Annotated in this window: 28 protein-coding genes and 1 pseudogene; 12 read left to right on the forward strand and 17 right to left on the reverse strand. The window is 39.8% G+C overall.

What is annotated here, in order from left to right:
• Positions 1 to 156: 156 nt before the first annotated feature.
• From AB5213_RS00130 to AB5213_RS00140, 3 genes are all read left to right on the forward strand, one after another.
• Positions 157 to 1071 carry a diacylglycerol kinase family protein gene (locus AB5213_RS00130; protein ID WP_055156234.1) on the forward strand — a complete coding sequence of 305 codons (915 nt, stop codon included), beginning with the start codon at positions 157 to 159 and terminating at the stop codon, positions 1069 to 1071.
• Positions 1072 to 1088: 17 nt separating this feature from the next.
• Positions 1089 to 1910, forward strand: coding sequence for a glycerophosphodiester phosphodiesterase family protein (locus AB5213_RS00135; RefSeq protein WP_368276190.1), 822 nt, complete (start codon positions 1089 to 1091; stop codon positions 1908 to 1910).
• A 117-nt stretch (positions 1911 to 2027) separates the two neighbouring features.
• The gene (locus AB5213_RS00140) at positions 2028 to 2699 is read left to right on the forward strand and encodes a phosphatase PAP2 family protein (RefSeq protein WP_055247549.1); all 672 of its coding nucleotides are present in this window, start codon (positions 2028 to 2030) and stop codon (positions 2697 to 2699) included.
• A 74-nt stretch (positions 2700 to 2773) separates the two neighbouring features.
• On the opposite strand, the gene mutY is transcribed toward AB5213_RS00140, so the two are convergent.
• The 10 genes from mutY to AB5213_RS00190 form a co-directional block, all read right to left on the reverse strand.
• Entirely contained in the window at positions 2774 to 4498 is a 1725-nt protein-coding gene (mutY, locus tag AB5213_RS00145) for an A/G-specific adenine glycosylase (RefSeq protein WP_055247547.1), read from the reverse strand.
• A gap of 1 nt (position 4499) precedes the next feature.
• Entirely contained in the window at positions 4500 to 4622 is a 123-nt protein-coding gene (locus tag AB5213_RS00150; RefSeq protein WP_264471586.1) for a hypothetical protein, read from the reverse strand.
• A 96-nt stretch (positions 4623 to 4718) separates the two neighbouring features.
• Positions 4719 to 5198, reverse strand: coding sequence for a YcxB family protein (locus AB5213_RS00155; RefSeq protein ID WP_207719237.1), 480 nt, complete (start codon positions 5196 to 5198; stop codon positions 4719 to 4721).
• 141 nt (positions 5199 to 5339) lie between these two features.
• Positions 5340 to 5534, reverse strand: a complete 195-nt coding sequence (locus AB5213_RS00160) for a hypothetical protein (RefSeq protein WP_081445273.1) — start codon at positions 5532 to 5534, stop codon at positions 5340 to 5342.
• Between the two features lie 92 nt (positions 5535 to 5626).
• Positions 5627 to 6748 carry a coiled-coil domain-containing protein gene (locus AB5213_RS00165; protein ID WP_368276191.1) on the reverse strand — a complete coding sequence of 374 codons (1122 nt, stop codon included), beginning with the start codon at positions 6746 to 6748 and terminating at the stop codon, positions 5627 to 5629.
• A gap of 238 nt (positions 6749 to 6986) precedes the next feature.
• Positions 6987 to 9098 carry an MMPL family transporter gene (locus tag AB5213_RS00170; RefSeq protein WP_195479265.1) on the reverse strand — a complete coding sequence of 704 codons (2112 nt, stop codon included), beginning with the start codon at positions 9096 to 9098 and terminating at the stop codon, positions 6987 to 6989.
• Between the two features lie 252 nt (positions 9099 to 9350).
• A complete protein-coding gene (gene yajC / locus AB5213_RS00175) occupies positions 9351 to 9617 on the reverse strand; it encodes a preprotein translocase subunit YajC (RefSeq protein WP_008373617.1) in 267 nt (88 codons plus the stop codon).
• Positions 9618 to 9648: 31 nt separating this feature from the next.
• Entirely contained in the window at positions 9649 to 10824 is a 1176-nt protein-coding gene (locus AB5213_RS00180) for a M20 family metallopeptidase (RefSeq protein WP_044999150.1), read from the reverse strand.
• Between the two features lie 56 nt (positions 10825 to 10880).
• Positions 10881 to 11549 (reverse strand): hypothetical protein, encoded by a 669-nt coding sequence (locus AB5213_RS00185; protein ID WP_022219995.1) that lies wholly within the window; start codon positions 11547 to 11549, stop codon positions 10881 to 10883.
• A 12-nt stretch (positions 11550 to 11561) separates the two neighbouring features.
• A complete protein-coding gene (locus AB5213_RS00190; protein ID WP_195255529.1) occupies positions 11562 to 12272 on the reverse strand; it encodes a DUF5058 family protein in 711 nt (236 codons plus the stop codon).
• A gap of 216 nt (positions 12273 to 12488) precedes the next feature.
• Here AB5213_RS00190 and AB5213_RS00195 point away from each other — a divergent pair, with 216 nt between their 5' ends.
• Entirely contained in the window at positions 12489 to 14111 is a 1623-nt protein-coding gene (locus AB5213_RS00195) for a PucR family transcriptional regulator (RefSeq protein ID WP_195255530.1), read from the forward strand.
• 830 nt (positions 14112 to 14941) lie between these two features.
• Here AB5213_RS00195 and AB5213_RS00200 read toward each other — a convergent pair.
• The 6 genes and pseudogenes from AB5213_RS00200 to AB5213_RS00225 all read right to left on the reverse strand — a co-directional run.
• A pseudogene (locus AB5213_RS00200) lies at positions 14942 to 15505 on the reverse strand (helix-turn-helix domain-containing protein); the annotation flags it as partial.
• Between the two features lie 182 nt (positions 15506 to 15687).
• Complete coding sequence (locus AB5213_RS00205) at positions 15688 to 16113, reverse strand: N-acetyltransferase (RefSeq protein ID WP_055247538.1); 426 nt, start codon at positions 16111 to 16113, stop codon at positions 15688 to 15690.
• 31 nt (positions 16114 to 16144) lie between these two features.
• Complete coding sequence (locus AB5213_RS00210) at positions 16145 to 16588, reverse strand: GNAT family N-acetyltransferase (protein WP_034880612.1); 444 nt, start codon at positions 16586 to 16588, stop codon at positions 16145 to 16147.
• 46 nt (positions 16589 to 16634) lie between these two features.
• Positions 16635 to 17102 (reverse strand): SMI1/KNR4 family protein, encoded by a 468-nt coding sequence (locus AB5213_RS00215; protein WP_368276192.1) that lies wholly within the window; start codon positions 17100 to 17102, stop codon positions 16635 to 16637.
• A gap of 155 nt (positions 17103 to 17257) precedes the next feature.
• Complete coding sequence (locus AB5213_RS00220) at positions 17258 to 18553, reverse strand: tyrosine-type recombinase/integrase (RefSeq protein ID WP_195251524.1); 1296 nt, start codon at positions 18551 to 18553, stop codon at positions 17258 to 17260.
• A gap of 86 nt (positions 18554 to 18639) precedes the next feature.
• Positions 18640 to 19269: a helix-turn-helix domain-containing protein gene (locus tag AB5213_RS00225; RefSeq protein WP_015518384.1), complete on the reverse strand. Its 630-nt coding sequence runs from the start codon at positions 19267 to 19269 to the stop codon at positions 18640 to 18642.
• Positions 19270 to 19443: 174 nt separating this feature from the next.
• Between AB5213_RS00225 and AB5213_RS00230 the strand changes: the two genes are divergently transcribed.
• The 8 genes from AB5213_RS00230 (at position 19444) to AB5213_RS00265 (ending at position 25618) form a co-directional block, all read left to right on the forward strand.
• Positions 19444 to 19674: a helix-turn-helix domain-containing protein gene (locus AB5213_RS00230; protein ID WP_003505382.1), complete on the forward strand. Its 231-nt coding sequence runs from the start codon at positions 19444 to 19446 to the stop codon at positions 19672 to 19674.
• Between the two features lie 144 nt (positions 19675 to 19818).
• Positions 19819 to 20133 carry a hypothetical protein gene (locus AB5213_RS00235; protein ID WP_041254741.1) on the forward strand — a complete coding sequence of 105 codons (315 nt, stop codon included), beginning with the start codon at positions 19819 to 19821 and terminating at the stop codon, positions 20131 to 20133.
• Positions 20133 to 20438: a hypothetical protein gene (locus tag AB5213_RS00240; protein WP_015530040.1), complete on the forward strand. Its 306-nt coding sequence runs from the start codon at positions 20133 to 20135 to the stop codon at positions 20436 to 20438. The genes AB5213_RS00235 and AB5213_RS00240 overlap by 1 nt, the downstream gene beginning before the upstream one ends.
• Complete coding sequence (locus AB5213_RS00245) at positions 20414 to 22135, forward strand: MobA/MobL family protein (RefSeq protein WP_368276193.1); 1722 nt, start codon at positions 20414 to 20416, stop codon at positions 22133 to 22135. Before AB5213_RS00240 ends, AB5213_RS00245 begins: the two co-directional genes overlap by 25 nt.
• Positions 22113 to 22823 (forward strand): DUF6040 family protein, encoded by a 711-nt coding sequence (locus tag AB5213_RS00250; RefSeq protein WP_118371373.1) that lies wholly within the window; start codon positions 22113 to 22115, stop codon positions 22821 to 22823. Before AB5213_RS00245 ends, AB5213_RS00250 begins: the two co-directional genes overlap by 23 nt.
• Positions 22824 to 23198: 375 nt before the next feature.
• Positions 23199 to 23780 (forward strand): TetR/AcrR family transcriptional regulator, encoded by a 582-nt coding sequence (locus AB5213_RS00255; protein ID WP_008373078.1) that lies wholly within the window; start codon positions 23199 to 23201, stop codon positions 23778 to 23780.
• Positions 23773 to 24465: an ABC transporter ATP-binding protein gene (locus AB5213_RS00260; RefSeq protein ID WP_015517697.1), complete on the forward strand. Its 693-nt coding sequence runs from the start codon at positions 23773 to 23775 to the stop codon at positions 24463 to 24465. Before AB5213_RS00255 ends, AB5213_RS00260 begins: the two co-directional genes overlap by 8 nt.
• 4 nt (positions 24466 to 24469) lie before the next feature.
• Complete coding sequence (locus AB5213_RS00265) at positions 24470 to 25618, forward strand: FtsX-like permease family protein (RefSeq protein ID WP_118371374.1); 1149 nt, start codon at positions 24470 to 24472, stop codon at positions 25616 to 25618.
• 180 nt (positions 25619 to 25798) lie between these two features.
• Here AB5213_RS00265 and AB5213_RS00270 read toward each other — a convergent pair whose 3' ends face one another.
• Positions 25799 to 26035, reverse strand: a complete 237-nt coding sequence (locus tag AB5213_RS00270) for a DUF6061 family protein (RefSeq protein WP_008373065.1) — start codon at positions 26033 to 26035, stop codon at positions 25799 to 25801.
• Positions 26036 to 26207: the final 172 nt, after the last annotated feature.

The raw sequence follows: 26207 nt of genomic DNA on the forward strand, positions 1-26207 counted from the left end.
CATTTATTTTATGTTCATTTTTTAACACATGTACCAGAATAGCACTTTTAACACTCTGCCTCAATAAATTTTTGCATTTTTATTGTTTTTTTGACAATATCCTCTCATTCCGATGCTAGAATGAAACTAAATTTACAGAAGTGAAGGGATGACTTTATGTATCATTTTATAGCCAATCCTAACGCCCGCTCGGGTCAGGGACTTGCACTATGGGAAAAGATTAAATTAAAGCTGATAGCAGAACATATAGATTACCAGATCCATTTTACACATCACCGGCATCACGCAACGGAAATTGCCGCCGAGCTTACCGCCTCCGGGGATCCTGTTACGATCGTTGTACTTGGTGGTGATGGAAGTGTGGATGAAGTAATCTGTGGTCTGCAGAATTTAAGCCTGGTTACCCTCGGTTACATTCCGATCGGCTCTGGCAATGATTTTGGCCGGGGACTTGCCCTTCCATCCGATACCATGAAAGCTCTGGATCTGGTACTTCATTCTGAACAGACGCGCAAAATCAATCTTGGTGTATTGCACTATCATGACAAGGTTCACCGTTTTGCCGTCAGTTCCGGAATCGGATACGATGCAGCTATCTGCCATCAACTTTGTATTTCCAGGGTTAAAGTCTTTTTTAACCGGCTTGGTCTGGGCAAACTTGCCTATGCAGCCTGCTCACTCTACCGTCTGCGCCGCTGTCAGCCAGATGAAATGGAAATCCTTCTGGACGATACCAAAAGACTTCATTTTAAACGGGTTTTCTTTGCCTCTGCATTTAATCTTCCTTATGAAGGTGGTGGATGCAAATTCTGCCCGGATGCCAAACCGGATGATGATCTGCTGGACTTTATTGTGATTGCAAATGTTCCCAAAATTATTGCTCTGGCAATTCTGCCGACTGTGTTTTCCGGAAAGCATACCCGACTTCCAGGCGTACATATCTTCCGCTGTAAAAAAGCAGAAGTACACTCAAAAATAGCACTTCCGGTACATTCTGACGGCGAACCGATTTATCTCCAGAAGGATGTTTCGTTCTCTCTCGAACCTGAGACACTGAAAATTATTACATAAAAGAAGGGGACTTTTCTATGCTGTTGTTTTGGATTCTTTTAACTGTTGTTGTATGTTTTTTCTTATATTTATATATGATCATGCCGAATACTTCCCGCCGAAGCAAAATCCTCCCTTATCTCAAGCGGGATTATGCCCATCGCGGACTACATGATTCTTCCCGGCTGATTCCCGAGAATTCTATGCCGGCATTTCGTGAGGCAGTAAAACAAAATCTTGCCATCGAACTTGATATCCATCTCACCCGTGATGGAAAAGTAGTCGTATTCCATGACGAGTCTTTAAAGCGGATCTGCAATGCCGAAGGGACAGTTGAGGATTCCACGTTTGATACGCTACAGCACCTGCATCTTTCCGGAACTTCGGAGCATATGCCACTTTTTTCAGATGTCCTTCGCTATGTCAATGGGCGGGTTCCTCTTCTGATTGAACTGAAACTTCCGGACAGCAATATGAAGCTCTGTCCTGCCGCATGGGATATTTTAAAGGATTATAAAGGGCCTTATATGGTCCAGTCTTTCAACTCACTTGGAATCCGATGGTTTCACAAGCATGCGCCTCAGGTTCTTCGTGGACAGCTTTCTTCTGCCCTGACTCGCACGAATCCGGAAAATCCTTTTCTGGCGCGCTTTTGTGTACAGTTCCTGCTGACCAACCTGATCTGTCGTCCGGACTTTATTTCTTATAAACTTGCAGATGCCAGCAATCCTTCCGTCTGGCTGAACCACTATCTGTACCGTATTCCGATGGCAGTCTGGACACTCCGCAATCAAAAAGCTTATAAAACTGCACGGAATAAATATGATATGTATATCTTTGAAGGTTTCTCCGTAAAATAGAGAATAGAAAAAAATATGAATGTTTTATGAAGTCTGTTGTCGAGAAAAATTTTTAATGTTATACTACCTCTAGTAACAAGGAAGAAACATCTTCACCCGAAGGAGCTGATTTTTATCATGAGTCATATTTTTAAAAAATTAAAGACACTGATGCATACATACAGCCATGCATGGGTATTACTATATGCTTTTATTTATTTTCCATGGTTTACTTATCTGGAACGCCATGTGACCGACAATTATTTTGTAATCCATTCGATATTCGATGACTACATCCCGTTTTGTGAATATTTCATCATTCCGTACCTGCTGTGGTTTGCTTATATTGCAGTCACACTGGGATATTTGTTCTTTAATGATAAACAGGGATTTTACAAAGCCTCCGCGATCATGTTCAGCGGTATGACCATTTTTCTGATCATCTGCACGGTATTTCCGAATGGATTGAACCTGAGACCGGAAGTATTTACACGTGATAACTTCTGTATCGAGCTGGTTAAACGGATCTATCAGACGGATACACCTACGAATGTGCTTCCAAGTCTTCATGTATACAACTCTATTTGTTGTTACATCGCAATTTCCCATTGCGAGAAGCTTCAGCACTCCAGACTGATCCAGAAAGGATCTCTTGTTTTAAGCATTCTGATCATTCTGTCAACCATGTTCCTGAAGCAACATTCCGTAGTGGATGTAGTTGCTGCATGTGTGATGGCATATTTCCTGTACACACTAATTTATGCACAGGAAGGTGCAAAGTCACCACGGCTTGCACGTCAGGTGATTTAAACACTTATAATTATTTTGTTTGATCCAAAGAAAGGACATCGCATTTCGCAAAATCGAAAAGCAATGTCCTTCTTTTATTTCACCTTCCATGCGCTAAATGCCGATGGCATGGAATATTCCTTTTGTATTTCTTCCGGATGTGCAAAGATCATCTCTTCTTTGCAGTTCTTCTCCAGTTCATCCACGATCACCTCATACGCAGTCATATGCCATTCAATATGGCTGAAAATATGCTTCGCATTCCGCAGCTTTTTCACACGAATCGGTGCAAGCCCGATAGATTTACTGTAAGCAGTTACTTCGTCCATCGTAAGCTTTCCGTCCAGATTCGGGAACTCATACATACCTGCAAGCAGTCCCTTATCCGGTCGTTTCCGGATTGCCACATGATCACCATCCTTAAAAATCAAAACGGTTCTCTCCTCAATCCTGCGCGCTTTTGCCTTTTTCTTCACCGGCAGTTCATTCTGGATTCCCAGCCTTTTCGCTTCACAGATTCCCGTAAGAGGACAGATTTCACACTTTGCCTCCCCATTCGGCACACAGACAATCGCACCAAGTTCGATCAGCCCCTGGTTAAAATCCGATGCTGCATCTTCCGGGATCACCGGTTCAATCGCATTTTCTATCTTTGTCCTGACGGACGCTTTCATAATATCTTCATCGCTCGCCAGCAGTCTTGATACCACCCGGAGAACATTTCCGTCCACTGCCGGCTTTGGAATTCCATAGGCAAAAGAAGAAATTGCCCCTGCCGTATAATTTCCAATTCCCGGAAGCGCCTTGATCTCTTCATAATTTTCCGGAAATTTTCCTGCGTATTCTTCCTCGATCTTCTGCGCTGCTTTTTGCATATTGCGTACCCGATTATAATATCCAAGCCCTTCCCAGAGCTTTAAAAGCTTATCCTCCGGTGCCTCGGCTAGATCTTTTACCGTTGGAAGCTCTGTCATGAAACGCTCAAAAAATGGCTTTACTGCTTCCACTCTCGTCTGCTGTAGCATAATTTCAGACACCCATACCCGATAGGCATTTACATGATGTCTCCATGGCAGATCCCGTTTCCGCTCTCTGTACCATTCCACAAGCAGCTCCGGTGCTTCATAGAGCTGTGGATTGGTAAGTACTACCGGAACTTCGTCCGCAATTGCAATGGAATCCTCCGTTACAAAACAGTCCTTTGCGATCACCTGAACCCCGGTTTCCGCTGCTTCTGCAAGAACATCTGCAAATTCTTTGTGAGTCCGTCTGTTTGGTGTAAAATAACGTACTCCTTTCATCTGGACCACAAAGAATACATAAGCCTCGTACCCATCCTGCACCGCTTCTTCCAGCTCTTTTAAATGCTTCACTGCCCGCTCGCTCGGTGCATCCGGAAACTTTACCACGCCTTCTTCTTCCAGCGTAACCCCTTTCACTTCTATAAACGCTTTTTTCTCTTCATATTCCACATACAGATCAAACCTGGAATTCTTATAGGTAACTTCCGGTCTAACGATCTTCACGTCCTTGAACCATCTCCCGGCTTCAATCCATTCCTGCACCACTTTGTTTGTCACCTGGGAATCCATATTGATCAGCCGGTCAGCCTTCCTGACACTGATCAGGTCCCAGCCAGTCTTACGCCCTGCACTTTCAGACTTCCGGACAAACACTTCTGCTCCCGGAACCAGAAGTTCCGCGCACCTCCCTGTGTTCTTCACATGGACCGTTTCTTCTTTTCCATTTATTTCTATTTTTGCTATAAATCGATTAGGGCGCTTTAAAAAGCGCCCCTTTTGTATTCTCTCATATATCATATTATTGCTCCCGGTTTCCGGCTATCACAAGTGGAATCTGTTCATGCTCCGCTTTTCGGATATACTCTTTACTGATCTGCGAATCCGTAATGATCTTGTATACATCCTTAACCGGACAGATCACGGCTCAAATCCGCAACTCTTACTTTTCCATTTTCTGTTACTTTCTGTAATATATGATTCCGTCTTTCCTGTAACATTTTCCCCTCCACATAACAGGCTATCTCAGATGTACTCTGGCCGGTCCGAGTTTTTTTGTTGCCAATGTCAAAATCGGTACAAACTTGTCCCCAAAATCCGGTTTTGGTACAATCAATTCCTTTTCTGTCTCATAATAAAATCCAATTGTCTTTGGTGTTGTAACTACCTTCTGGATCTGTTCCCATTCATAAGTTTCTTTTTTATCAGCAAACTCTACCTGGATACCTTCATCATTGAAAGTCATTTCATTCGGAACGTGGTAACGTTCAATTCTTTTTACCTGCTTTTTAGAACGGTATTTCAGAAGCAATGGTGTATACACAATAAACACAACCGCTGCTGCCAGATAAAAAATAATCTGCACGGGTTTTATCTTTCCCATAACCAGCATGATGATTCCCATAAAAGCAATCGCTGCTACCAGAATATTTGTCAGAAAACCTGCCAGTTTCGAATAAGTATGATATAACGTAAAGTCAAACAGGTATGTATCTGTCATCCGAACTGTAATTTTCTCTTCCACTTTCCTTTCTTTAATAGTTTTCACCCTTTCGTTCGACAACTATTCTCTATAAAACAAAAGTCCTCTTGTATTGTAACACACAAGAGGACTTCATTCCATAAACAAATTATAACATTTTTATTCTTCCGGTGCAGCTTCACCTGTAACTTTGTAGTGAGCCCATCCTTCCGGTGAGTAAATACCTTTCTGTTTCTTCTGCATGGACTCTTTACAGGACGTGCTGCATGGGATGCAGATAAATTCGACAAGCTGATACGTGACGCTAAGGCAACCTACGAAGCACAGTAACCGGACTTCTCCAGTACAAAGCAAAATGTGCCTTTTCGATTCACTGAAAATACATATCCCATTAAATTCAAAAGCGGGGCAGTAAAAGGTTTGTCCTTTACTGCCCCGCTTTTCTTTTACCAATCTGTATACAGATCTATATTTCCGGATCCACTTCCGGTATCATATACTTTTCCAGCACCAAGTGACGTCTCTACAACTGTTCCTCTCGGGTAATCATCACTTGCCAAAACAATGTAACCATCGGCATCCCTGATTGTTCCATCACTTGCTATATGGCGTCCTGGAATCGCAAGCCCTCCTCCCGGAAGTACCTTCTGAGAATAGTAAGTCTCGGTATGTCCATTATACCAGATCCTTCCCTTTGACGGGGTAAGACCGCCTGATGGGATCACATAGCCACCGCTTCCGGAATTGGAAGAATCGGAACTAGTATTATTCGATGAATTGTTGTTGGAAGGATTATTATTGCCAGAAGAACTGTTATTCCCCGCTGAACTGCTGTTCCCGGAATTATTGCCCGCAGATGTATTACTTCCGGTGGAAGCTGACGCCTGCTTTGTCTCTTCCTGCGCCTTTTTTGCCAGCTGCTCATCCGCTTTCCTCTGGGCTTCCTCCTCCTGCTTTTTCTGTGCCGCACGTGCCGCCTCAAGCTGTGCATTTACCGTGGCAAGGTCTGTCGAAGTCTCTTCTGCTTTTGCCTGCAACGCTGCCTGTTCACTGTCCAGCTGGCTTTGCAGGTCAAACAGATCCTGCTGCCTGCTTTTCAGTTCAGCCTCCTGCTCTTCAATACCTTCACGTACTTTCACCATATTCTCCAGCATATCCTTATCGTACTTTGTAATATTCTGGATAAAGTCTACACGGTTCAGGAACTCTCCCATACTTTTTGCTTCACATACCATAGAAAGCAGTGTGTCCGAACCATTTTCATACATGTACTTAATTCGAGTCTTCATGTTTGCATACTGTACTTCCTCGTTATTACGGGAAATCTGGAGCGATGCTTCCAAACGGAATACTTCATTATTAGACTCTTCAATTTTCACTTCTGTCTCAGCGATTTCATTGCTGATCGTAACCAGATCCTGGTTGATCCCTTCCAACTGACTCTGTAGATTACTGGTCTTATCTTCGAGGCTGTCCACCTCTTCTGCATGTACCGACATCCCCGACAGCGCGATACCGAATGCACAGATCAGAGAAAGTCCGCACTGTACGATTCGTTTTTTCTGCATTTTCATAAATGTAATCCTTTCTTGAATGTTTTGGGGTAACACTAAGATAGTATATACTATTTTAATCAAAAGAACAACCTTCTATTTTCCGGAAAGGTCTGTACACAGCCATTTCTTCCCATTTTCAACATACAAAAAGCTTCTTCAGATGCCATTTTTTTCTAAGTGTATGACAGCAAAAAGGAACAGGCTTTTTGCTGATTTCAATCAGTTAAGCCTGCTCCCTTTTCAGCAGAGCCTATGCTGTCGGCTCTGCAACTGTTTTACTTTTATCTTTTTTCACTCTGTATCCAGCAGTTGTTCTGCAGATGACCGGATCAAAGATCAGGAACATTGCCGGAAGGACAGTCAGTACTACGATCACACTGATGATCGCTCCCCTTGAAAGAAGTTCACAGATAGAACCGATCATATCAACCTGTGTATAACAAGTCACACCAAATGTTGCCGCAAAAAAGCTCAGTCCACTAGTAATGATCGATGGCATACTGATTCTGTGTGCAATCGCAACAGATTCTTTCTTACTCTTGCCTTTCATACGTTCTTTCTGATATCTGGTCGTCATAAGGATTGCATAATCAACGGTTGCTCCCAGCTGGATTGCTCCGATAACGATACTTGCAACGAACGGAAGACTCTTACCCTGATAGAACGGAATCGCCATATTAATCGTAATCGCAAACTCGATAACCGAAACCAGAATGATCGGAAGCGAGATGGATTTAAATATAAGCAAAATGATAATAAAGATTGCTGCGATTGAAATAACATTAACCCTTGTCAGATCGATGTCTGTTACATCCTGCAGGTCTTTCATCAGTGGTGCTTCACCGATTACCATTCCAGACTTATCATAGGATTTTACAATCTTATCAATCTGTTTGATCTGTTTGTTGACCTGCGGAGTTGCAGACTCATACTTGGTACATACAAACATCAACTCGGTATCCTTACCCTGAAGCATACTCTTTACATCATCCGGGATCATCGATTCCGGAATAGAAGATCCAACGATGGAGTTAAGTCCAAGTGTCCATTTTACACCTTTGACATCATCAATTTCACTCATCATTGCCTTTTTCTCTTTGGCATCCATGTCTTTATCTACCATAACTATATGCATTGTACTCATATCAAAGTCATCTTTCAGTTCACTGTTTGCCACATTTGATGGAAGTGACTGTGGAAGTGACTGTGCAATATTATAATAAATTTTTGTATGATTATTGCCATAAATAGCAGGAATAAGCAAGATCAGGAAAGCAACGATCCATACTTTGTAATGTTTGGTGATAAATGCTGAAACCTTATCCATGCTCTTGATCAGCGGTTTATGCTTGGTTTTTTCAATCGGTTTATCAAAGATAAGAATCATTGCCGGAAGGATTGTTACACAGCAAAGCACTCCAATGATAACACCTTTTGCCATAACAATACCAAGATCACGACCAAGTGCAAATGTCATAACACAAAGAGCTACAAATCCTGCTACTGTGGTGACAGAACTTCCTACAATGGATTTGAATGTATTAGAAATCGCATGTCCCATCGCACGGTTCTTATCTCCCGGGAAACGGCGCTTGTTCTCTTCGTAGCTATTCAGCAGGAAAATGGAGTAATCCATCGTAACACCCAGCTGCAATACCGCCGTCAGCGCTTTTGTAACGTAACAGATCTCGCCAAGGAAAATGTTACTTCCCAGATTATATACAATCGCTGCACCTATACTGATCAGAAAAAAAATCGGTACCAGGAAGGATTCTCCGGTAATTTCCAGCACCAGAAAAGAAAGAATTGCCGCAATTACAACATAAATCGGGACTTCTTTCATTGCTACATTCTTGATATCGGCTACAACACCTGTCATACCTGCAATAAAACACTGTTTGCTGGCAATCTTACGCATCTCACCGACTGCATTCATTGCTTCGTCAGATGAAGTCGTATTGTCAAATAATGTGAGCATCAGTGTCGCATCTCCGTTGTAGAAGGCTTTTCTCAAATCGGATGGGATCATCTCTACCGGCAGTGAAAGATCTGCCACATCACCATACCATAATACTTTTTCGACATGATCAACCTTATTAAACTGGTCTGCCAGCTTCTGGATATCTTTCATGTCCGTATCCTCTACAACAACCATGGCGAATGCACCCATACCATATTCATCCACCATAACGTCCTGTCCTTCTACTGTTTCCAGTGATTCCGGAAGGTAACTGAGCAAGTCGTAGTTAATTCTTGTCTTCGCCATTCCAATAAATGACGGAATCAAAAGCAGTATCCCCAGTAACAAAATTATAAATCTGTGTTTTGCTATCCATTTTCCCGCTTTGACCACAATAATCATCTCCCTGTCTTTACATTTTTATTCTATAGAATATTATACAAAAAAATGACTAATGGTCAATATCAAATAGTCACAATAATTTCATAATTAAAAAATGAATTTTGGTCATTTTTAGCATGGTTAATTTTTTACTATTTTCCAAAAACTATAAACTACAAAAAAACTGCTACTGGCAGTTTTTCTTGTACACAAACATACTAAAAAGGGTGTTTTTCTGGTATATTACAGAGAAACACCCTTTGCTCTTAGCTCTTATTTACGAATCGTAGATACAGAATAGACCAGAATTTTCATACAGATTTCTTTTTCCGGATCAATCTCTACTGTAAGGATTTCACCATCCCGTTCTTTTACTGTTGCGATAATCCCTCCCATTGTAAGAACCTCATCTCCAACCTTGATCGAATCATGGAGTTCCTGCATTTTTTTATTCTTTTTCTTTCCCGGAACTACCATCATAAAATAGATCACTACAAACAATAGTACCGCATACAATAAAATCATCATCTGTGCATTCATACTCTTATCCTGCCTTTTTTGCTTTATTATACTACTTCAGATAAGCTTCTACAATCTTTACAAACATTGCTGATCCTTTGTAGAGCACGTCTTCATCTACATTAAAGTGTGGATTATGATGAGGAACATCCGTATGCTTTACCGGATTAGAAGAACTAAGGAAGAAAAATGCTCCGGGTGCTTTCTGTAAGTAGTATGCAAAATCCTCTCCTGCCATATTTGGTGCCGGAACTTTACTTACAACATCCTCTTCACCTACAACTTCTTTTGCGGCTTCAGTTACAAGTGCTGCCATCTCATCGTTATTGATTACCGGAGGTGCTCCCCAGTCCATCTCAACTTCTGCTGTTCCTCTGAATGTTGCCGCTGTACTCTTTGCAATCTCTTCAATTCGTTTTGCAAGGTACTGTCTTATTGGCTCTTCCAGTGCCCGGATCGTTCCTTCGATTTCTACTTCGCTTGGAATTGCATTATAAGCAACACCACCATGGAAATAACCAATTGTTACAACTGCAGCTTTTACTGCGGAAACTTCACGTGCAATGATTTCCTGCAGGTTAATTACAATATGAGACGCCATTGTAATCGGGTCTGTTCCTTTTTCCGGAGTAGATCCATGACAGCCAGTTCCTTTTACATGGATCACAAATCTGTCGAATGATGCCATACAACATCCAGGAGTAATAATGACCTTTCCTGCCGGGATATCTTTGTTGATGATACTTCCAATATGCTGTCCAAATACAGCGTCTACACCATCCATTGCGCCATCTTTGATCATAATCTCTGCACCTTTGGATAATTCTTCTGCTGTCTGGAACAAAAGCCTTACATTTCCTTTAATCTCTGCTTTGTGTGCATTTAAAACTTTTGCGGCTCCAAGAAGCATTGTAATATGATTGTCATGTCCACAGGCATGCATCAGACCTTCATGTTTGGACTTATAATCGACATCATTTGCCTCCGTAATCTTAAGTGCATCCATATCTGCACGGAGTGCAACCGTCTTACCTGGCTGCCCGCCCTTGATCTCTGCAATGATACTACTGTCTGTTCCTGAACATTTATAAGGAATTCCGAGTTCATCCAGTTTATCTGTTACATATTTCTGCGTTTCCGGAAGATCAAGACCAAATTCCGGAATCTGATGCAGTTCTCTTCGCATTTTTACGAGTTCTTCCTGTAAACCTTCACATTCTTTCCACATACTCATGCTTATTCCCTCTTTTCTCTATGAATCTTTTGCTTTTTATTCATTTCCCGCTAAGCAGTTTTCTTTTCTTTTACATATAACAGTCTTGCAAATCCAAGGCTTCCGAATACAGACACAACGATAAGTACCCATGCCGGAGGAGCAATCGTAAATTTAAGGATAAGCGGAAGTCCCATGCCAAAGATGGCAACTTTAGGATATTTCAATGCATAGGTTCCAAAAGTTCCTCCAAAAATTGCACCTGCTGCATATTTTGTAAGAGCGGATACAATAACATCTGGAAGTACGGATACAACTGCTGATCCTACTAAAACAGCTGCTGTTGTAGCAATCAGGTTTGTAATAATAGAACCACAGATTGCCATTGTAGAAGCCACCTCTGCCTGAAGCGTTCCTGGTTCACTCTCCGTCGTTTCAAGAGCCATTGTTGCACATGGAACTCGCATGTTACCGATATTTCCTGAAAGGAAACTTAAGTATGTACCAGTAAGTCCAAGAGCTGCATAGTAAGAAATTGGTTCAACAACATAGAATGCACCAAATGATAATGCAACCATTCCCCATCCTGCAAGTACTACTTTCGGATCCGGCCAGCAGTTATAGGTAATACACAGCCAGATAACCGGTATAAATGATGTAAATGCTGCGAGCAGGTTTGTAGGAGTACCGATTCTAATACTATTCTTTTTCCATTCTGACATTAATTCTTTATTTTCCATAATCATACCCTCCTATGCTCCAACTGCCATATCATAGATGATTGCAAATAACATTCCGATGATCATTGCAATACCAAGATTGTACTCTCTGATTTTTGGAACTTTCTTTGCTACAAATTTTTCAAGGATTGCCATTCCGATAATACCACCGGCAACGGCTGCTGCATTTCCCCATCCTTTACCAATTTCGTTGACATCCAGATAACCGAAGATACCAAGTGAACAGGCCCCACTCATTACAACCAGCCATTTTGAATCGCCACCGCTCATCTTTGTTCTTAAGTTTTCAAGTGCAGGTGTAAAAAGACCTGTTACAACCAGCCATCCGGCTCCGTTGAGTGCCATTACGAACCAGCTGACAGCCATAACTTTCAGTGTAAATCCAGCTCCTCCAAGCTCTGCGCCTGCCGCTTCAGCACCAAGCGTTGCTGCAGTAAGCTCTGTCGGTGCTGCACCAATGATGGAAAGTCTCTGCCATGCCATTGGACCTCCGATCGAAGTCATAAGACCAACCATTACGATAAATACACCAAGTGCAGGTCCGATTGCGGAAATGAGACCGACTCTGAATGCTGTCTTCGGCACTGTTGTCGGAATGTTTGCCTTCACTGTCATTTTCTTTGCCATTCGGATATAAAGAACAGCCTGGACAAATGCAATTGCTACAGTAATACCACAAAGCAAATACACGATCATTGAATTAGAAATCTCTACATAATCCATATACTCTCTTCCTTTCTTCTTTCATGTTCCTTTTTTGTTATCCAGTTTCCTCTTGTTGATGATAAGTTTACAACTTAATAACTTTTCTTTCTATATATATCATGTACAAATTTATCTTGATTTTTTTATATTCGACATCATTTTTTTGTATTTGTGATATAATTATTTTATCAGTTTTTGTATTTGAGATACAATTTTATTACAAGGAGACTAAAAATGACTGTCGAAGAACTATTAGAACTGCCAACTATTAAGGGATTAAAACTTATTTCCGGAAATCTCGGTGTACACAGAGAAATCTCCACAGTAACCGTCGTTGATACTCCGGATGGCTTCCAGTGGTTAAAAGGAAATGAAGTTGTGATCACAACGACCTATGCCCTGGAAAAGACGCCTAATGCTTTTCTTGATTTCATCAGCAAGCTGTTGTCAAGAAATATCAGTGCACTAATTGTCAAATCGGACCGATACATAAAGGTTATTCCGGAAAATGCCAAAAAACTTTGTGATGAAAAAGCTTTGCCACTGATCTACTGTCCGGCAATCTACGCATTTGCCGACATTATCAATCCAACTCTGTCCGGAATTATATCCAAACAGGCGGAGCAGCTAAAAGAATCTTCCAAGATTCACGAGAGTTTCCTGGAACTGGCAATAAATGACCGCTCTATCCATCAAATTTTGCAGACACTGAGTACTCTGATCCAGGAACCGACTGCCTATGTTGATACTGTTTTCCACAAAGTATATTTTTCTGAAAATGTAAGCGAGGATAGTCTTTATCTGAAGGGATTATCATATGAAATTATTTTAAATGAATACCGAGAGAAATATCAGTGTATCGACGTTGTCAATAAAGAGCAGAAATTTGGATATATTATGCTTCTTTCTGACCGTTCTGACCGGACATATCCGGATACTGACTCCAATATCTACAAAACAGCGATCGAATATGCCAGTATCGTAATTATCCTGCGTATGCAGATCCGAATCAGTAACCGGATGATCGAAGAGAAATATTACTCTTCTTTTGTAGGTGATCTAATGCTTAACAACGTCAAAACACGTGAAGAGATCAATACACGTGCCCATTTATACGGCTGGGATCTGGACGGCGGCGGATTTGTTGCGATCATCGATATAAACAATATTAAAAAGTATTATCTGCGTGATCTGGATACCGGAACAAATGAAAAGCTTCAGAAATATACAGACCGGATTTTTGATACTTCTATTAAGTGTATCAAGCAGGCATTCCCTTCCACTATTTATTATTCACAGAGTGACTTTATTGCTTTTCTGATCACTGGAAAATTGCCTGTCAGCGCCCGTAAAACCCTTGCAGATACATTCAGTCAAATCCAGCACAGTCTGTTGAACGCCGTTCCTTTTACTATTTCAATGGGAGTTGGAATGTATGTAGATGACATTATCAATATTCACAACAGCTACCAACAGGCAAAGCAGGTCATCCAGACTGTCTATCAGATTCAGCAATTTAACCGTCTGTTCTTTTATGATCAGATTGGAATCTATCGTTTATTATTTTCTATTTCATCCAATAACGAGGCAATTGAATTCTGCGATAAATATGTAAAGCCTCTGCAGCAATACGATGACCAGCATCATGCAAACCTGATTGAAACACTACAGTCTATCATCAACTGTGGATGGAATTTAAAGCTGGCATCTGAAAAGCTTTTTTTACATTATAATTCTGTGAAATATCGGTTTCAGAAAATTTGTGATTTACTTGAAATTGATTTGAGAGATAATTCCAGACATACGGAAATAGAACTTGCTCTTAAGATTTATTTGATTCAGAAAAATCAGATATAGCGTGGGATTTTTCGACTAACTCATTCACTCGCGGGATTTCGCCCTATAAATAAGTAAAAAAATACAGGGAAGAAATGCAAGCACTCTTCCCTGATATTATTTACTTATTGCACGGCTCAATGCCATCACGAATATTACTCGATGATTGTAGCAACACGTCCTGATCCTACAGTACGTCCACCTTCACGATACTTTAATCCCGTTTTACCTCATATTTTTTATGGTTTTCTCTCCAAAATACAGTGAAAAACGGCTGAATTGCACCACCTATTTTGATTTGCCTGATTTCTTGGCACCGTTTTGGCACCGGAAGCCTTGGTCGAAAAGATTCTCTTCCACGGCTAACAGATGCTACTCTACCAACTTTATATTGCACCGGTAATTTTTAACTGTTATAATCGAAACATGGGTGCTACCATAACGGTAGGCGGTTAGTCCTTCTCCAGAGGGTTGCAGAGTGCCAGTGGCACTCGTTTTGCAACGACCGAAGTGAAACGGAGACCTGTGACCCTCTGATTACATAGAAACCTGTAAAGGAATCCAGTGGAGAGGAGGGCTAAGCCAATGAGTATTATTGACTTCATAGCAGTAGTGAGCTTCGGCTTAACCTGCTTTAGTATCGGATATACATTAGGCAAAGATAATCATAAACCACAAAAATAACCGCCCTGGTCTGGTAAACTAAGCGGTTATCTTTGATGATATTCTAAATAGTAAAACGGACTAACCGTCTATCGGTAGCACTCTTTTTCTATAATCATATTAGCACGCATCTGTGGAAATGTCAAAAAGTTCTTTTTCCATAGTATGTAATACGAATTTGAAAATACTTATAAGCCGAAAAAATACACCAGTACCAGCTTGATCACAGCAGCTCCACCAAAAGCAACAACTGCAGTTACAACTAATTGCATAGGTTTTGGGAAATTTTCGAACACAAAAACTTTCCTACTCTTGCTCCGCACCTTGCTTAAAGATCCTGTCGTAAATGCTGCCATCATTATGACTGACACAGATACCAAGGTCTCACAATAGCCGGCAAGCTTTCCTAACACATCATTATACATATATGCACCTGTTTCATGCAGAATCCAGTATAGAACCAATGCACAAACTCCCATGACACTTTGGAGCTTCATTTCCTTAAAAATCTTCTCTTTCTCTGTAGTTGCATAATCTGACATTGTTTTAGCAATTTTTCTTTCTTCTTCGTTCATCATCTCGCTTTTCCTTTCTCCACTGATAATCTCAGGAATGCTGATATCATAATAATCTGCAATATCCACAAGAATACTGATATCCGGCATATTGTTTCCGGTTTCCCATCTGGATACGGTCCTTCCAGAGACATTTAATATTTCTGCCAACTGCTCCTGTGTAATGCCTTTTTCTTTGCGAAGTTTTTTTTAAAAATTCCCGATTTTTACTTGGTCCACCTCAACTCCTCCTTTCATCATCAAATATAGAATCTGTTATCTGCAAATAACACGACACAAAGCGAGAAATGTCGTATTTTCACTAATAGACACAGTTGTCTATGCGTTTTTCATTTTTTCAATTATACAAACTGGAATTTCTATTTGTGTTGCCATGTCATTACATAATCTTTTTCTCCGGTAGCCTCATCTAAGCCACTATGCTGAATCTCAAATCCTTCTCTCTTATAAAAAGATATTGCCCGTGCGTTCTTTTGGTATACGTTCAAGTGCAACTTATTCCTTTTATCCTTTGCATAATTCAGCAGAATTTTACCTATACCCTGCGATTGCATTTCACCAGAAACAAAAATGCCCTCAACATATTCATCATTTAACCCTATAAAACCCTGTATTTCTGTATCATACTCATACACATAAACCTCTGCTAGTAACAACGCTTCTTTTACTGATTTGAAATTGCTTTTCCAGTATTCGGCGGGGATAAAATTATGTGCCTTTATATTTGTATCCAACCATATATCTGCAACTTTATTTATATCATCCCTTTGAAATTCTCTAATCATAACGGTGACTCTCCATAAACTTGAATTTAAATTATAACGGTCTTTGCAAATACACCATATCTACCAACTGTATTCCACTCTCATAGATTGGGTGGTCATAATTATCTATAAAGAAATTTGATATGATATGCGAACGGACAAAACCACACTTTTCATAAAATGGTATTGTCAGTGGGCTATCGCCTGTTCCCACTTGCAGAATGGCATATTGCTCTCTGTAATTATTAACAATAAACTCAATTAAGGCTCTTGCATAACCTTTCCCTTGATATTCTGGAACTGTCGCAATGTTCTTGATTTCAAGTATGTCATTTTCTTTATCGGTTATGACACACTCACACTTGACCCCATTATCATCAAGTACATACATCTTGCCGTTATCAAGATAACGGTCAACCATATCTTCCTGCTCATCTGCTAATAGGAGCAAATCAAGATATTGTTTTTTATTTTCTTTAACTTCAATAATTTTCATCAATCGCACCTACAAATTCTGATTTCTCAGTTTCAAAAATTGGAATTTATCTTTTCACAATCATATCAAGAAATTCTGTAAAATTATTTGATATGATATATACATTATTTTCATCGTTAGACTCATCAAAATAATATGAATCATCGTAATAATAAACACCATCATTATTTCCATCACAAATCATAACAATAAATCCATTTTGTAAACTATCTCCTATAATGACAGTTTTTTCAAATAAATCATCAATATATTTCTTTGTCCAGTATTCAATATCAAAGCATGAATTGTCAGTATTAACTCCATAGAGAATATCTATATTTATAATTTTCTTTATATTCTTTAAAACTATTTCATTGGTATTATCATTAGGAATACTGCCACCATTTGTTTTCAACAAGAAATCTTTGTAATCATTAGGAAATTTGATGTTTAATACTTTTTCTAAACTTTTAATATCATTCTCAACTGTTTTACCAAATGATTTTATTGCATTTGTTTTTAAAGATAATTTCACTTTACATTCCCCACTAAATTCAAGTTTGCCGAAATATATTTCTAACTTTCCCTATTTTACAGGCTTTCCAGCCTGTGCATTAGCGAAACGATATGTATTTTCCCTTATTTTTGCCCTTATGAGATAATCGTAAGGGAAATAAGGGAAAGTTTTATTTAGTCATTGCCTGCCACTTTATCAAGTAACCTTGCAGATTCCCGCTTGGCTTTTCTTGTAGAGTGTGCATAGACATTCATGGTGGTACTGACATCTGAGTGCCCTAACAGTTCCTGCACATCCTTTGGTGCTGCTCCATTTGCCAGAAGGTTGCTTGTGTAGGTGTGTCGCAACTGGTGAAAATGAAATCCTTCAAATCCATCCAGTTTCTGAGCAATCTTCCTGCAAACAATTCCTAACGTGCTTGGCAGTTCCAAACTTCCATCCGGTCTTAAGCAGACAAAGGATATTTCCTTATAATCTTCTGGAACATTCTCTGTTCCGTCCAGATGATAGAACTCATAGTAAACTCTGTTTTTGTCTTTTACTTCTCTGTAGTAGTTTTTGTGGTAAAGTTCTCCGTACTGCATTCGGTTTTTAAGTTGTTCCTTTCGGGCATTGCGAAGAATCTCTGCCAGTGTATCTCCAAAATCAACAATCCTTACCTTTTTTCGTTTGGTTGGTCCGATGATATTCTTGTGCCTTGAACCATCATATCGGATACTGCGTCTGATCGTAAGGCACTGTTCTTCAAGATTTACATCCTGCCATGCCAGACCACAGGCTTCACCGATACGAAGTCCTGCATAATAAGCTATCTGGATTGGAAGTATTGCCGGTGGATTGTAATCCTGTAGAAATTCAATCAGTCTTTCATAATCCTCTCGTGGAATTGGCTGTATATCGCCATCCATGTCATCATCAGAAAACAGGTCAACCTCATCCGTCTGGTATTTCAGCTTAATATACTGCATCGGATTGAAAGTGATATATTGCTTTGGTGATACTGCAAATCGGAATGACTGCTGTAATACTGCCGAGAAAGAACGAATGTAATCTTTGCTATAACCTTTTCTTTCTGAACCATCTGGATAAGTGCCACCAAAGGAAAGCAGATCGAAGAAGGCTTGTAAATGCTCAGATGTTACATTTTTCAACTTTCTCTCTGAAATTGGATGCTTCTTGATGTTGGTAATGGCACCGAGGTAATTCTGGACTGTCCCATTACTGAGCGTACCGGTCTTTAATTCTTCCTCTGCCCATATATCAAGTAATTCTCCAATTGTAATATTTTCCGACTTTGCAATGAATTTCTTGCTTTCGTAATCGTCCATTGCCTGACGGAGCAGTTTTTCCGTTTCACTTTTACTTTCTGTTCCAGCGTATTCTTTCTGAACCAGATTGCCGCTTGCATCTTCTACATAGAAGCGGTAGTACCATTTCTTTCCTTTTTTTCTTACAGATCCTTTTGCCATAATCGTGTGTCTCCTTTCGATATCAGACAATCGGAACTGATGAAATGCTTCTTGCGTGTAAGTATATCATAACTCCGGTTGTCGTTCTATACCGAATCGGAATCCTCATACAAAACTTCTGATAAAAGATTTTCAAGCCTTTGTTCTGCCATTTCCGGTTTTTTGGAATAAAGCCTTACGATATCTGCCATGTCGTTAAAGGCATTAACAGTGTGGGTGATCTCCCGGAGAAACATAATCTCGTTATATTCATCATTCGATTCAAACCCCATTACTTTTGCAATATCAGCTTCATTCGTGTTGCCCTTGTAATTCTTGCAGGCAAACTGGAATGATTCCAGAAACAGGTTATATTGCTTTAACATCAACAGCAGTAAATCTTTGGAAAAAGCATCTTCCTTTTTACTAAGGTCGAGAGGTAACTGTTTGAGAATATCGCCCATTGCATCACGAATCTGTAATTCTTTCTTATCCGTAATATCGGTTTCGTATTCATCGGTTTCCCCCTTGAGCCATTCAATAGATACATGAAGTGCTTCCGAAAGACCTTCCAGCACCATCTTTTTGGTATTGTCAATCGAACCATTCTCATAACGCAGGATTGTGGAAGCGGTAACTCCCATCTTCTCTGCAACATAAGGCTGTGTCAGATTTAATTCCAGACGACGCTGTTTTGCCCTGCTGCCTATCAGCTTGCGTAGTTCTTTATCTTTCATGCTGATTGCCTCCTTTTTCGGTATGTATGAATTATAGCATGTACCTCACATAATTGCAATATGCAATTTAATGATTATTTTTAAAATTTCATAACGCTTGACAACACAATATAAAACCGCTATACTAACAGCACAACAAAAATTGCATAATGCAATTTATAAGGAGGTGACAAGATGACGGAAAGAAAGATTGCATTATCCATCGAGGAAGCAGCCGACTATACAGGAATTGGCAGAAATACTTTGAGAAAGCTGGTTGAATGGAAGAAGCTTCCGGTATTAAAAGTCGGAAGAAAAGTCCTTATTAAAACTGACATTCTGGAAAAGTTCATGGAAGCCAACGAGGGGCGAGATCTGAGGGATAAAGGAAATGTAAAAGCTGTCACAAGAAATGTGGCAACTTAAAAAGGCGGCTTCCTACGAAACCGCCAAAGGTTCTATCAGACCGAAGCCATGATATACCTACACGCAAGAGGATTATACCATGTGCTTCTCCTGATATGCAACCGGGAACTGTTGTTTATCGGAAAAAGAAAGGATGAAGACGATATGGCGAAATCAACAAAGACTTATGAAGAAAGAATACGTGCATTAGAGAAAAAGGAACAGGAAAGCATTGAAGCTACAAAAAAGCTCATAGCACAGCGGAAGGAACTGGAAAAGAGAAAGAAAGCGGAAGAAAGTAAAAAACGAACCCACAGGCTCTGTCAGATTGGAGGAGCGGTGGAATCGGTTCTTGGCTGTCCGATTGAGGAGGAAGATTTACCAAAGTTGATAGGCTTCTTAAAAAGGCAGGAAACAAACGGGAAGTTTTTCTCAAAAGCGATGCAGAAAGAATTAGTTACAGACATGGAGGAAGTGTAATGGCGGAGGGAGTGGGTTTTCCATTCCCTTCATTGCCTTTGAATGAAGGGCGCACTTATGGACAACCAGAGGTCGTCCTTATAAGTTTGCCACAAGTGGCAACCGGTCTGCGCTTACGCTTGCCGGGCTCGTTCCGTCGGCGGGGCTTTCAGCCAGACCTGCTCATGCCGCAGGGGGCACTCTTGTGCAGAGGGCGTTCCGACAGCTTCACTCCTGCAAAACCAGAAGAAGATGCTGTCGGAAATCAATGCCGGATACGGCAGAAAGGGGGAATCGTATCATGGCGATATTTCACTTTACAGTAAAGATTGTCGGGCGCAGTAAAGGAAAATCTGTCATATCCGCATCGGCATATCTTAATGGAGATGTGATGAAGAATGAGGAAACAGGCAGAATCAGTTACTATACTTCCAAAAAGGAAGTCGTCTACACCAGTCTGATGATGTGCGAAAATGCACCTCCTGAATGGCTGCATGTACCGGAAGAAAATATAAAAAGGTTTCAACAGTCTATCCGTTATAAAAGAGCGGATGATAAAGATGCCGCACTGGAAAAGTTTAAAATCACATTTCAGAAACAGCGTCTATGGAATGAGGTCTTAAAGATAGAAAAAAATGCAGATGCACAGCTTGGACGCTCATTTGAATTTTCCCTGCCGAAAGAATGGAGCAGACAGGAACAGATTGATTATACAACCGAATATATTCAAAAGACTTTCGTGGATAAGGGAATGTGTGTCGACTGGAGCATACACGATAAGGGCGATGGAAACCCACATGTGCATTTACTTGTAACCATGCGACCATTCAATCTGGATCATTCATGGGGCAGCAAAGAAGTCAAGGACTGGGATTTTGTCAGAGATACTGACGGAAATATCGTGGTTGATGAATCCCACCCGGACTGGTGGCAGGATAAGAAAAATCCTGACCGGCATGGAATCCGCATTCAGGTACTTGATGAAAACGGAGTAAAGAAAGTCGGGGCAAGAAACCGAAAACAATGGAAACGGGTTCTGACCGATGCTACCGGCTGGAATAATCCAAAGAATTGTGAGTTATGGCGAAGCGAATGGGCTGGGATGTGTAACCGGCATTTATCCATAGACAATCAGATTGACCACCGCTCTTATGAAAGACAGGGCAAATTAAAAATCCCTACGATTCATGAGGGTGCGGATGCAAGAAAGATTGAGGAAAAATATCTCACCGGACAGATATGGAATGGTTCATGGAAGGTAGCGGAAAACCAGATGATTAAAAAACAAAATGCACTACTGCAAAAGGTAATCACAACCTTTGGTAAGGTATCCGGTGCATTGTCAATATGGAAGGAGTGGTTGAATGACATTAGAAGAAAGCAAAGAAGTAATTCCCATGATGGAAGCAATGATTACACAGATAGAGGAACAGCAGAATATCATGGCAGAGATGCTTCAGGAAATACAGGAAAAGGACGAGAAGCTGATGTGCTTTCAGGAGCAGGAAGAACGATTGCAGCAATTAGAGAGCGAATTATCAGAACTGCTTCAAATCTTGCCGGATACAGAAGAACTGTTGATACTTCTGGAAGAAAAGACAGACCAGATACAGAAGCTTACAGACGAAAATCAGCAATGGCAGGAATTGGCACAGAAATTAAACAGCGAGAACCGGCTATTGCAGAAACAGAACAGCGAATTACTGAACTTGAACAGCAATTAGAGAAAGGAAGGTCGATTGATGAACGAATTAAGAAACTCAAAGAGCGACAATCAACTGGAAGAGTTGCTTCTGCTGACAGAGCAGATGCAGGAAGAACTCGACCAGAAAGACAGGACTATCCGGGAACTGAAAATGCAGCTCGACGAATCGCTGACCTTGAACGAGAGGTTAAACAGCGAGAACAGAGCAGGGAACATTCAAGCCTTAAAGAACGACTTGAGGAAAACAAAAGAATTGTTGCAGAGCGAGAAAGAGAAAACACACACCGTCCAAGCCATGATAGAGGAATGTCGAGATAAGCTAAGGCAGGCAGAACAGGAACGGGACTATGCACTCTCCCATCAGAAAAAAGTAGAGATACCGGTTGAAAAGCCGGTACTCTATCAAAAGTGTGGGAATTGTAACCAGACAGCTTATCTGAGAGCGAAGGAAAGGTATGATACGCAGAGAGAAAAACTGGCAGGCAGATATAAAGCAAAAACAGCCATGTATGAAGCATTGATGTTTCTGCTGATATGGTATTCCGTATCGACTACTCTTTTTCAGATAATACTGTCAAAAATCTTTATTTCTGATTGCGTGGTATTCTTTGATACAATCGCAACTTTTATACAGAGCATTGCAGGGTGGATTATACTGACAGGAAAGAATGTGGCACAAATCAGTAACGGATTATCCAATCTGGTCATTGCAGGAGTTGTGTATTGGATAATAAGAATACTGATTTGCGGGGGATGTCTGGCGGTTGCCGGAATACTGTCTGTAGTGATTGGAATAAGAATTGCCAACCTATATAAGAAATACTGTTGGGATACGATTACCATAATGGTAACACTTATAAGCATGGCAATAGCAATCTATTTTGGAGATTGGATAAAGACAGTATTGCCGATCAATCTGCTATTTTTCTTATTATTCGTGCAACTGGTATATGTTGGAATCAGGTGGTATGTAAAAGGCTGGCGGGAAACAAGGGGATATTATTAAAAATCCGATTGTAAACACACAATTTTATATATGTGCTTAATCACACCTCTTTGTATTTTAATAAAATCCTACAAAAGCTTTGAAAACAAAGGATTCATTGTAATGTGTTCGCTTTATCCCTTTATATGATTTCACACTATGTTCCCCTTGCCCTGACTGTTCATAATGGTAAAAGCAAGGGCTGGAAAAACGCATAACGCAATACAACAAAGTGTAGCAATTGGGATATTATGAACGAAGAAATCATCTTTTCATAAGCAGTCAATAAGGCTGAAGGAATTAATCTCTGCCGCCTTATTGACTTTCAGGTGGGCTTCAATTATAATTAAATCAGCTGATTTAAAACAAGCGATTTAGTAAAAGGAGAGATAAAGTATGCCACCAAAAGCCAAATTTACAAAAGCAGAAATTATTGAAGCCGCATTAAATATTGTCAGGGCAGACGGATATGAGGCTTTGACTTCAAGAGCGTTAGGAACATATCTCGGTAGTTCGGCAAGACCCATTTTTACTGTATTTAAAAATATGGAGGAGGTTCAGCAGGATATGATTAAATCTGCTAAAGCTCTGTATAAAGAATATGTCAATAAAGGACTAACAACAGAGCCCCCGTTTAAAGGGGTGGGTACACAATATATTCTCTTCGCTGTTAATGAGCCTAAGCTTTTTCAACTCCTCTTTATGACGGAGCAAAAACAAATTCCTGACTTATCTGGTGTACTTCCGCTGATAGATGAAAGTTATGAGCAAATTCTATTGTCAATTCAAGATGATTACAAAATTTGCAAGGCAGCTGGGAAAAAACTGTATCATCATCTTTGGATATATACACACGGAATTGCAACGCTTTGTGCCACAAAAATGTGCCGATTTACAGACGAAGAAATCAGTACAATGATTACTGAGGTATGTATGAGTATTTTGAAAAAGCTGAAGGAAGGAGAAAATAATGATTAAAGCGAGAAATATAATAAAATCCTACCAAAACGGAGAAAGCCGATTCCAAGTATTAAAGGACATCAGTCTTGATATTGAGGATAATGATTTTGTGGTTATTCTCGGCGCATCTGGTTCTGGCAAGTCAACCTTTTTGAATGTAATTTCAGGTCTTGAACGCCCTGACAGCGGTAAAGTGTTTTATGACGGAAAGGATATTACAGCACTTTCTGATAATGAATTAACTTCATTTCGTAAGGAAAATGTCGGATTTATTTTTCAGCAGTATTATTTGCTACCCAATATGAGCGTTGATAAAAATGTAAAAATGGGTGCTGATTTAGCAAATAATAAAGATTATAAAAACGTCATTAGAGCGGTTGGACTCGGAGAAAAACTACATAAATATCCCAGCGAACTTTCGGGTGGCGAACAGCAAAGAGTATCTATTGCAAGAGCTTTGGCAAAAAGACCGAGAGTATTATTTCTTGACGAACCGACAGGAGCATTAGACGAACAAACAGGACGACAGGTTCTTGATTATATATGTAAACTTCAAAAGGAATATGGTTTTACGATTGTAATGGTAACGCACAATTTGAATATTGCGGAAATGGCAAACACAGTTATAAAAATGAATAGCGGAAAAATATCTGAAATTTACACAAATGAAGCACAAAAGACTGCTTATGAGATAGGGTGGTGATGGTATGCTCGTTGGAATAAAAAATGTTTCAAAACTCATCGGTATTTCCATTATAGCCTGTTGTGCTGTTCTTGTTTGTACAATGTTTCTGAACTTTTATTTTGATATTCGATTAATTGAGAGTGAAATTACATCTGAATTATCAATGTTTTTTTATAATGCTCAGGTTTCTACCGCAAAAGTCGTTTGCCTTGTAAGTGGCGGATGCTTGCTTTTAACTGCGATTGTTATGTTGTTGTTTTATATTAAGCATTATATTGACACGCATAAGAAGGAACTTGGGATATTAAAGGCGTTGGGATATTCAAATATCAAAATTGCAAAAAGCTTTTGGGTATTCGGAATTAGTATATTTATTGGAACTGTAACCGGATATGCAGGAGCATTTCTTATAATGCCGTGGTTTTACGCTCTACAAAATGAAGATAAAATGCTTCCTGAGATAACTATCAATTTTCATCCAAGCATTTTATTTTATTTTGTGGTATTGCCGACTGTGTGTTTTTCGGCACTTTCAGTTTATTATGCCTGGTACAAATTCAAAAAACCTGTGTTGCTGCTTTTGAAAGATAATATGCAAACTGCTTCTAAAATACCAAATCATAGAATCGAAAAAAGTAGTGAATTGTCGTTTGTAGAGTATTTGAAAAGGAATACCTTGAAATCTAAAAAGGCACTTGTATTCTTCATTATTTTTGCTTCGTTTTGCTTTTCAGCTATGACACAAATATCGTTTAGTATGAAAGATTTATCAAGTGAAATGATGGGTGTGATGATGTTGGTCATCGGACTTGTATTAGCGTTTACAACTCTGTTTCTTGCTATAACTACAGTAATAAACGGAAATACAAAAACTATTGCTATGATGAGAGTATTCGGCTATTCACAGAAAGAATGTTGCAGGGCAATTTTAGGAGGATACAGACCGCTGTCCTATATTGGTTTTATAATCGGAACAGTATATCAGTATGGATTGCTTCGGCTTATGGTGGATATTGTATTTAAGGATGTCGAGGGTGTACCTACGTATAAATTTGACTTTCCTACTATGCTTATTTCTCTTGCTTGTTTTATCACGATTTATGAAATTATGATGTATATATATTCTGAAAAAATTAAGAAGATTTCTATCAAGGAAATTATGATTGAGTAACAGGGGAAAATACATACAAACAATATGGATACAGTGCCCTGTCTGGTGAAAAAAACTGAACAATGATACTGGAAAATACCAAATTTAAAAGTTTCATCTGCATTGTCAGAAGTGAAAAAATATAGAATAATAGGGACAAATAAATCTAAAAGGGTTATTTGTCCCTTATTTATCTTTGAATTAAATTTCTAAGGAATCTTCCGCATCTACCCACATTTGCATCGTTCCATCAAGATACAATCTTGCATATTCAAGTGGTTCATCAATAGCAAGTGCATTTAATGCACAATCTGATCCAGGTGTTGTTTTTAAATTCTTTTCTGCTTCCCAGCAGTCAATGCGGAGCATATAGCCAGCACTGGTATATACATCAATGCTGTTTCTGTGTGGATTGTATTCTGCAAATATCGTTCTCATCGTATCAAATCTCCTTATCGTTCAATCAATCATTTGTTAAAAAAATAGAAGCATTTCAATCAGTTCACCATGTCGTTTTAATTTTGTGTTATACTGTTTTATAGGATTTTCTTGCCCTTGTATTTGCCCTTATCAGAGTTCGTAAACACTGGTGGGACAATATAATACAAGG

The sequence above is a fragment of the Coprococcus sp. RTP21204st1_G4_RTP21204_210225 genome (assembly GCF_040915385.1).
Classification (GTDB): Bacteria; Bacillota; Clostridia; order Lachnospirales; family Lachnospiraceae; genus Allocoprococcus; species Allocoprococcus comes.

Excerpts from the sequence above, each read along its gene's own strand:
- AB5213_RS00240 (WP_015530040.1), top strand. The coding sequence starts at position 20,133 with ATGGCGGAGGGAGTGGGTTTTCCATTCCCTTCATTGCCTTTGAATGAA.
- AB5213_RS00165 (WP_368276191.1), bottom strand. The coding sequence starts at position 6,748 with ATGCAGAAAAAACGAATCGTACAGTGCGGACTTTCTCTGATCTGTGCA.
- AB5213_RS00270 (WP_008373065.1), bottom strand. The coding sequence starts at position 26,035 with ATGAGAACGATATTTGCAGAATACAATCCACACAGAAACAGCATTGAT.
- AB5213_RS00205 (WP_055247538.1), bottom strand. The coding sequence starts at position 16,113 with ATGATTAGAGAATTTCAAAGGGATGATATAAATAAAGTTGCAGATATA.
- AB5213_RS00190 (WP_195255529.1), bottom strand. The coding sequence starts at position 12,272 with ATGGATTATGTAGAGATTTCTAATTCAATGATCGTGTATTTGCTTTGT.
- AB5213_RS00170 (WP_195479265.1), bottom strand. The coding sequence starts at position 9,098 with ATGATTATTGTGGTCAAAGCGGGAAAATGGATAGCAAAACACAGATTT.
- AB5213_RS00155 (WP_207719237.1), bottom strand. The coding sequence starts at position 5,198 with ATGACAGATACATACCTGTTTGACTTTACGTTATATCATACTTATTCG.
- AB5213_RS00130 (WP_055156234.1), top strand. The coding sequence starts at position 157 with ATGTATCATTTTATAGCCAATCCTAACGCCCGCTCGGGTCAGGGACTT.
- AB5213_RS00135 (WP_368276190.1), top strand. The coding sequence starts at position 1,089 with ATGCTGTTGTTTTGGATTCTTTTAACTGTTGTTGTATGTTTTTTCTTA.
- AB5213_RS00225 (WP_015518384.1), bottom strand. The coding sequence starts at position 19,269 with ATGAAAGATAAAGAACTACGCAAGCTGATAGGCAGCAGGGCAAAACAG.
- AB5213_RS00235 (WP_041254741.1), top strand. The coding sequence starts at position 19,819 with ATGGCGAAATCAACAAAGACTTATGAAGAAAGAATACGTGCATTAGAG.
- mutY (WP_055247547.1), bottom strand. The coding sequence starts at position 4,498 with ATGATATATGAGAGAATACAAAAGGGGCGCTTTTTAAAGCGCCCTAAT.
- AB5213_RS00255 (WP_008373078.1), top strand. The coding sequence starts at position 23,199 with ATGCCACCAAAAGCCAAATTTACAAAAGCAGAAATTATTGAAGCCGCA.
- AB5213_RS00180 (WP_044999150.1), bottom strand. The coding sequence starts at position 10,824 with ATGTGGAAAGAATGTGAAGGTTTACAGGAAGAACTCGTAAAAATGCGA.
- AB5213_RS00195 (WP_195255530.1), top strand. The coding sequence starts at position 12,489 with ATGACTGTCGAAGAACTATTAGAACTGCCAACTATTAAGGGATTAAAA.
- AB5213_RS00265 (WP_118371374.1), top strand. The coding sequence starts at position 24,470 with ATGCTCGTTGGAATAAAAAATGTTTCAAAACTCATCGGTATTTCCATT.
- yajC (WP_008373617.1), bottom strand. The coding sequence starts at position 9,617 with ATGAATGCACAGATGATGATTTTATTGTATGCGGTACTATTGTTTGTA.
- AB5213_RS00260 (WP_015517697.1), top strand. The coding sequence starts at position 23,773 with ATGATTAAAGCGAGAAATATAATAAAATCCTACCAAAACGGAGAAAGC.
- AB5213_RS00230 (WP_003505382.1), top strand. The coding sequence starts at position 19,444 with ATGACGGAAAGAAAGATTGCATTATCCATCGAGGAAGCAGCCGACTAT.
- AB5213_RS00220 (WP_195251524.1), bottom strand. The coding sequence starts at position 18,553 with ATGGCAAAAGGATCTGTAAGAAAAAAAGGAAAGAAATGGTACTACCGC.
- AB5213_RS00210 (WP_034880612.1), bottom strand. The coding sequence starts at position 16,588 with ATGAAAATTATTGAAGTTAAAGAAAATAAAAAACAATATCTTGATTTG.
- AB5213_RS00250 (WP_118371373.1), top strand. The coding sequence starts at position 22,113 with ATGATAGAGGAATGTCGAGATAAGCTAAGGCAGGCAGAACAGGAACGG.
- AB5213_RS00185 (WP_022219995.1), bottom strand. The coding sequence starts at position 11,549 with ATGGAAAATAAAGAATTAATGTCAGAATGGAAAAAGAATAGTATTAGA.
- AB5213_RS00245 (WP_368276193.1), top strand. The coding sequence starts at position 20,414 with ATGGCGATATTTCACTTTACAGTAAAGATTGTCGGGCGCAGTAAAGGA.
- AB5213_RS00140 (WP_055247549.1), top strand. The coding sequence starts at position 2,028 with ATGAGTCATATTTTTAAAAAATTAAAGACACTGATGCATACATACAGC.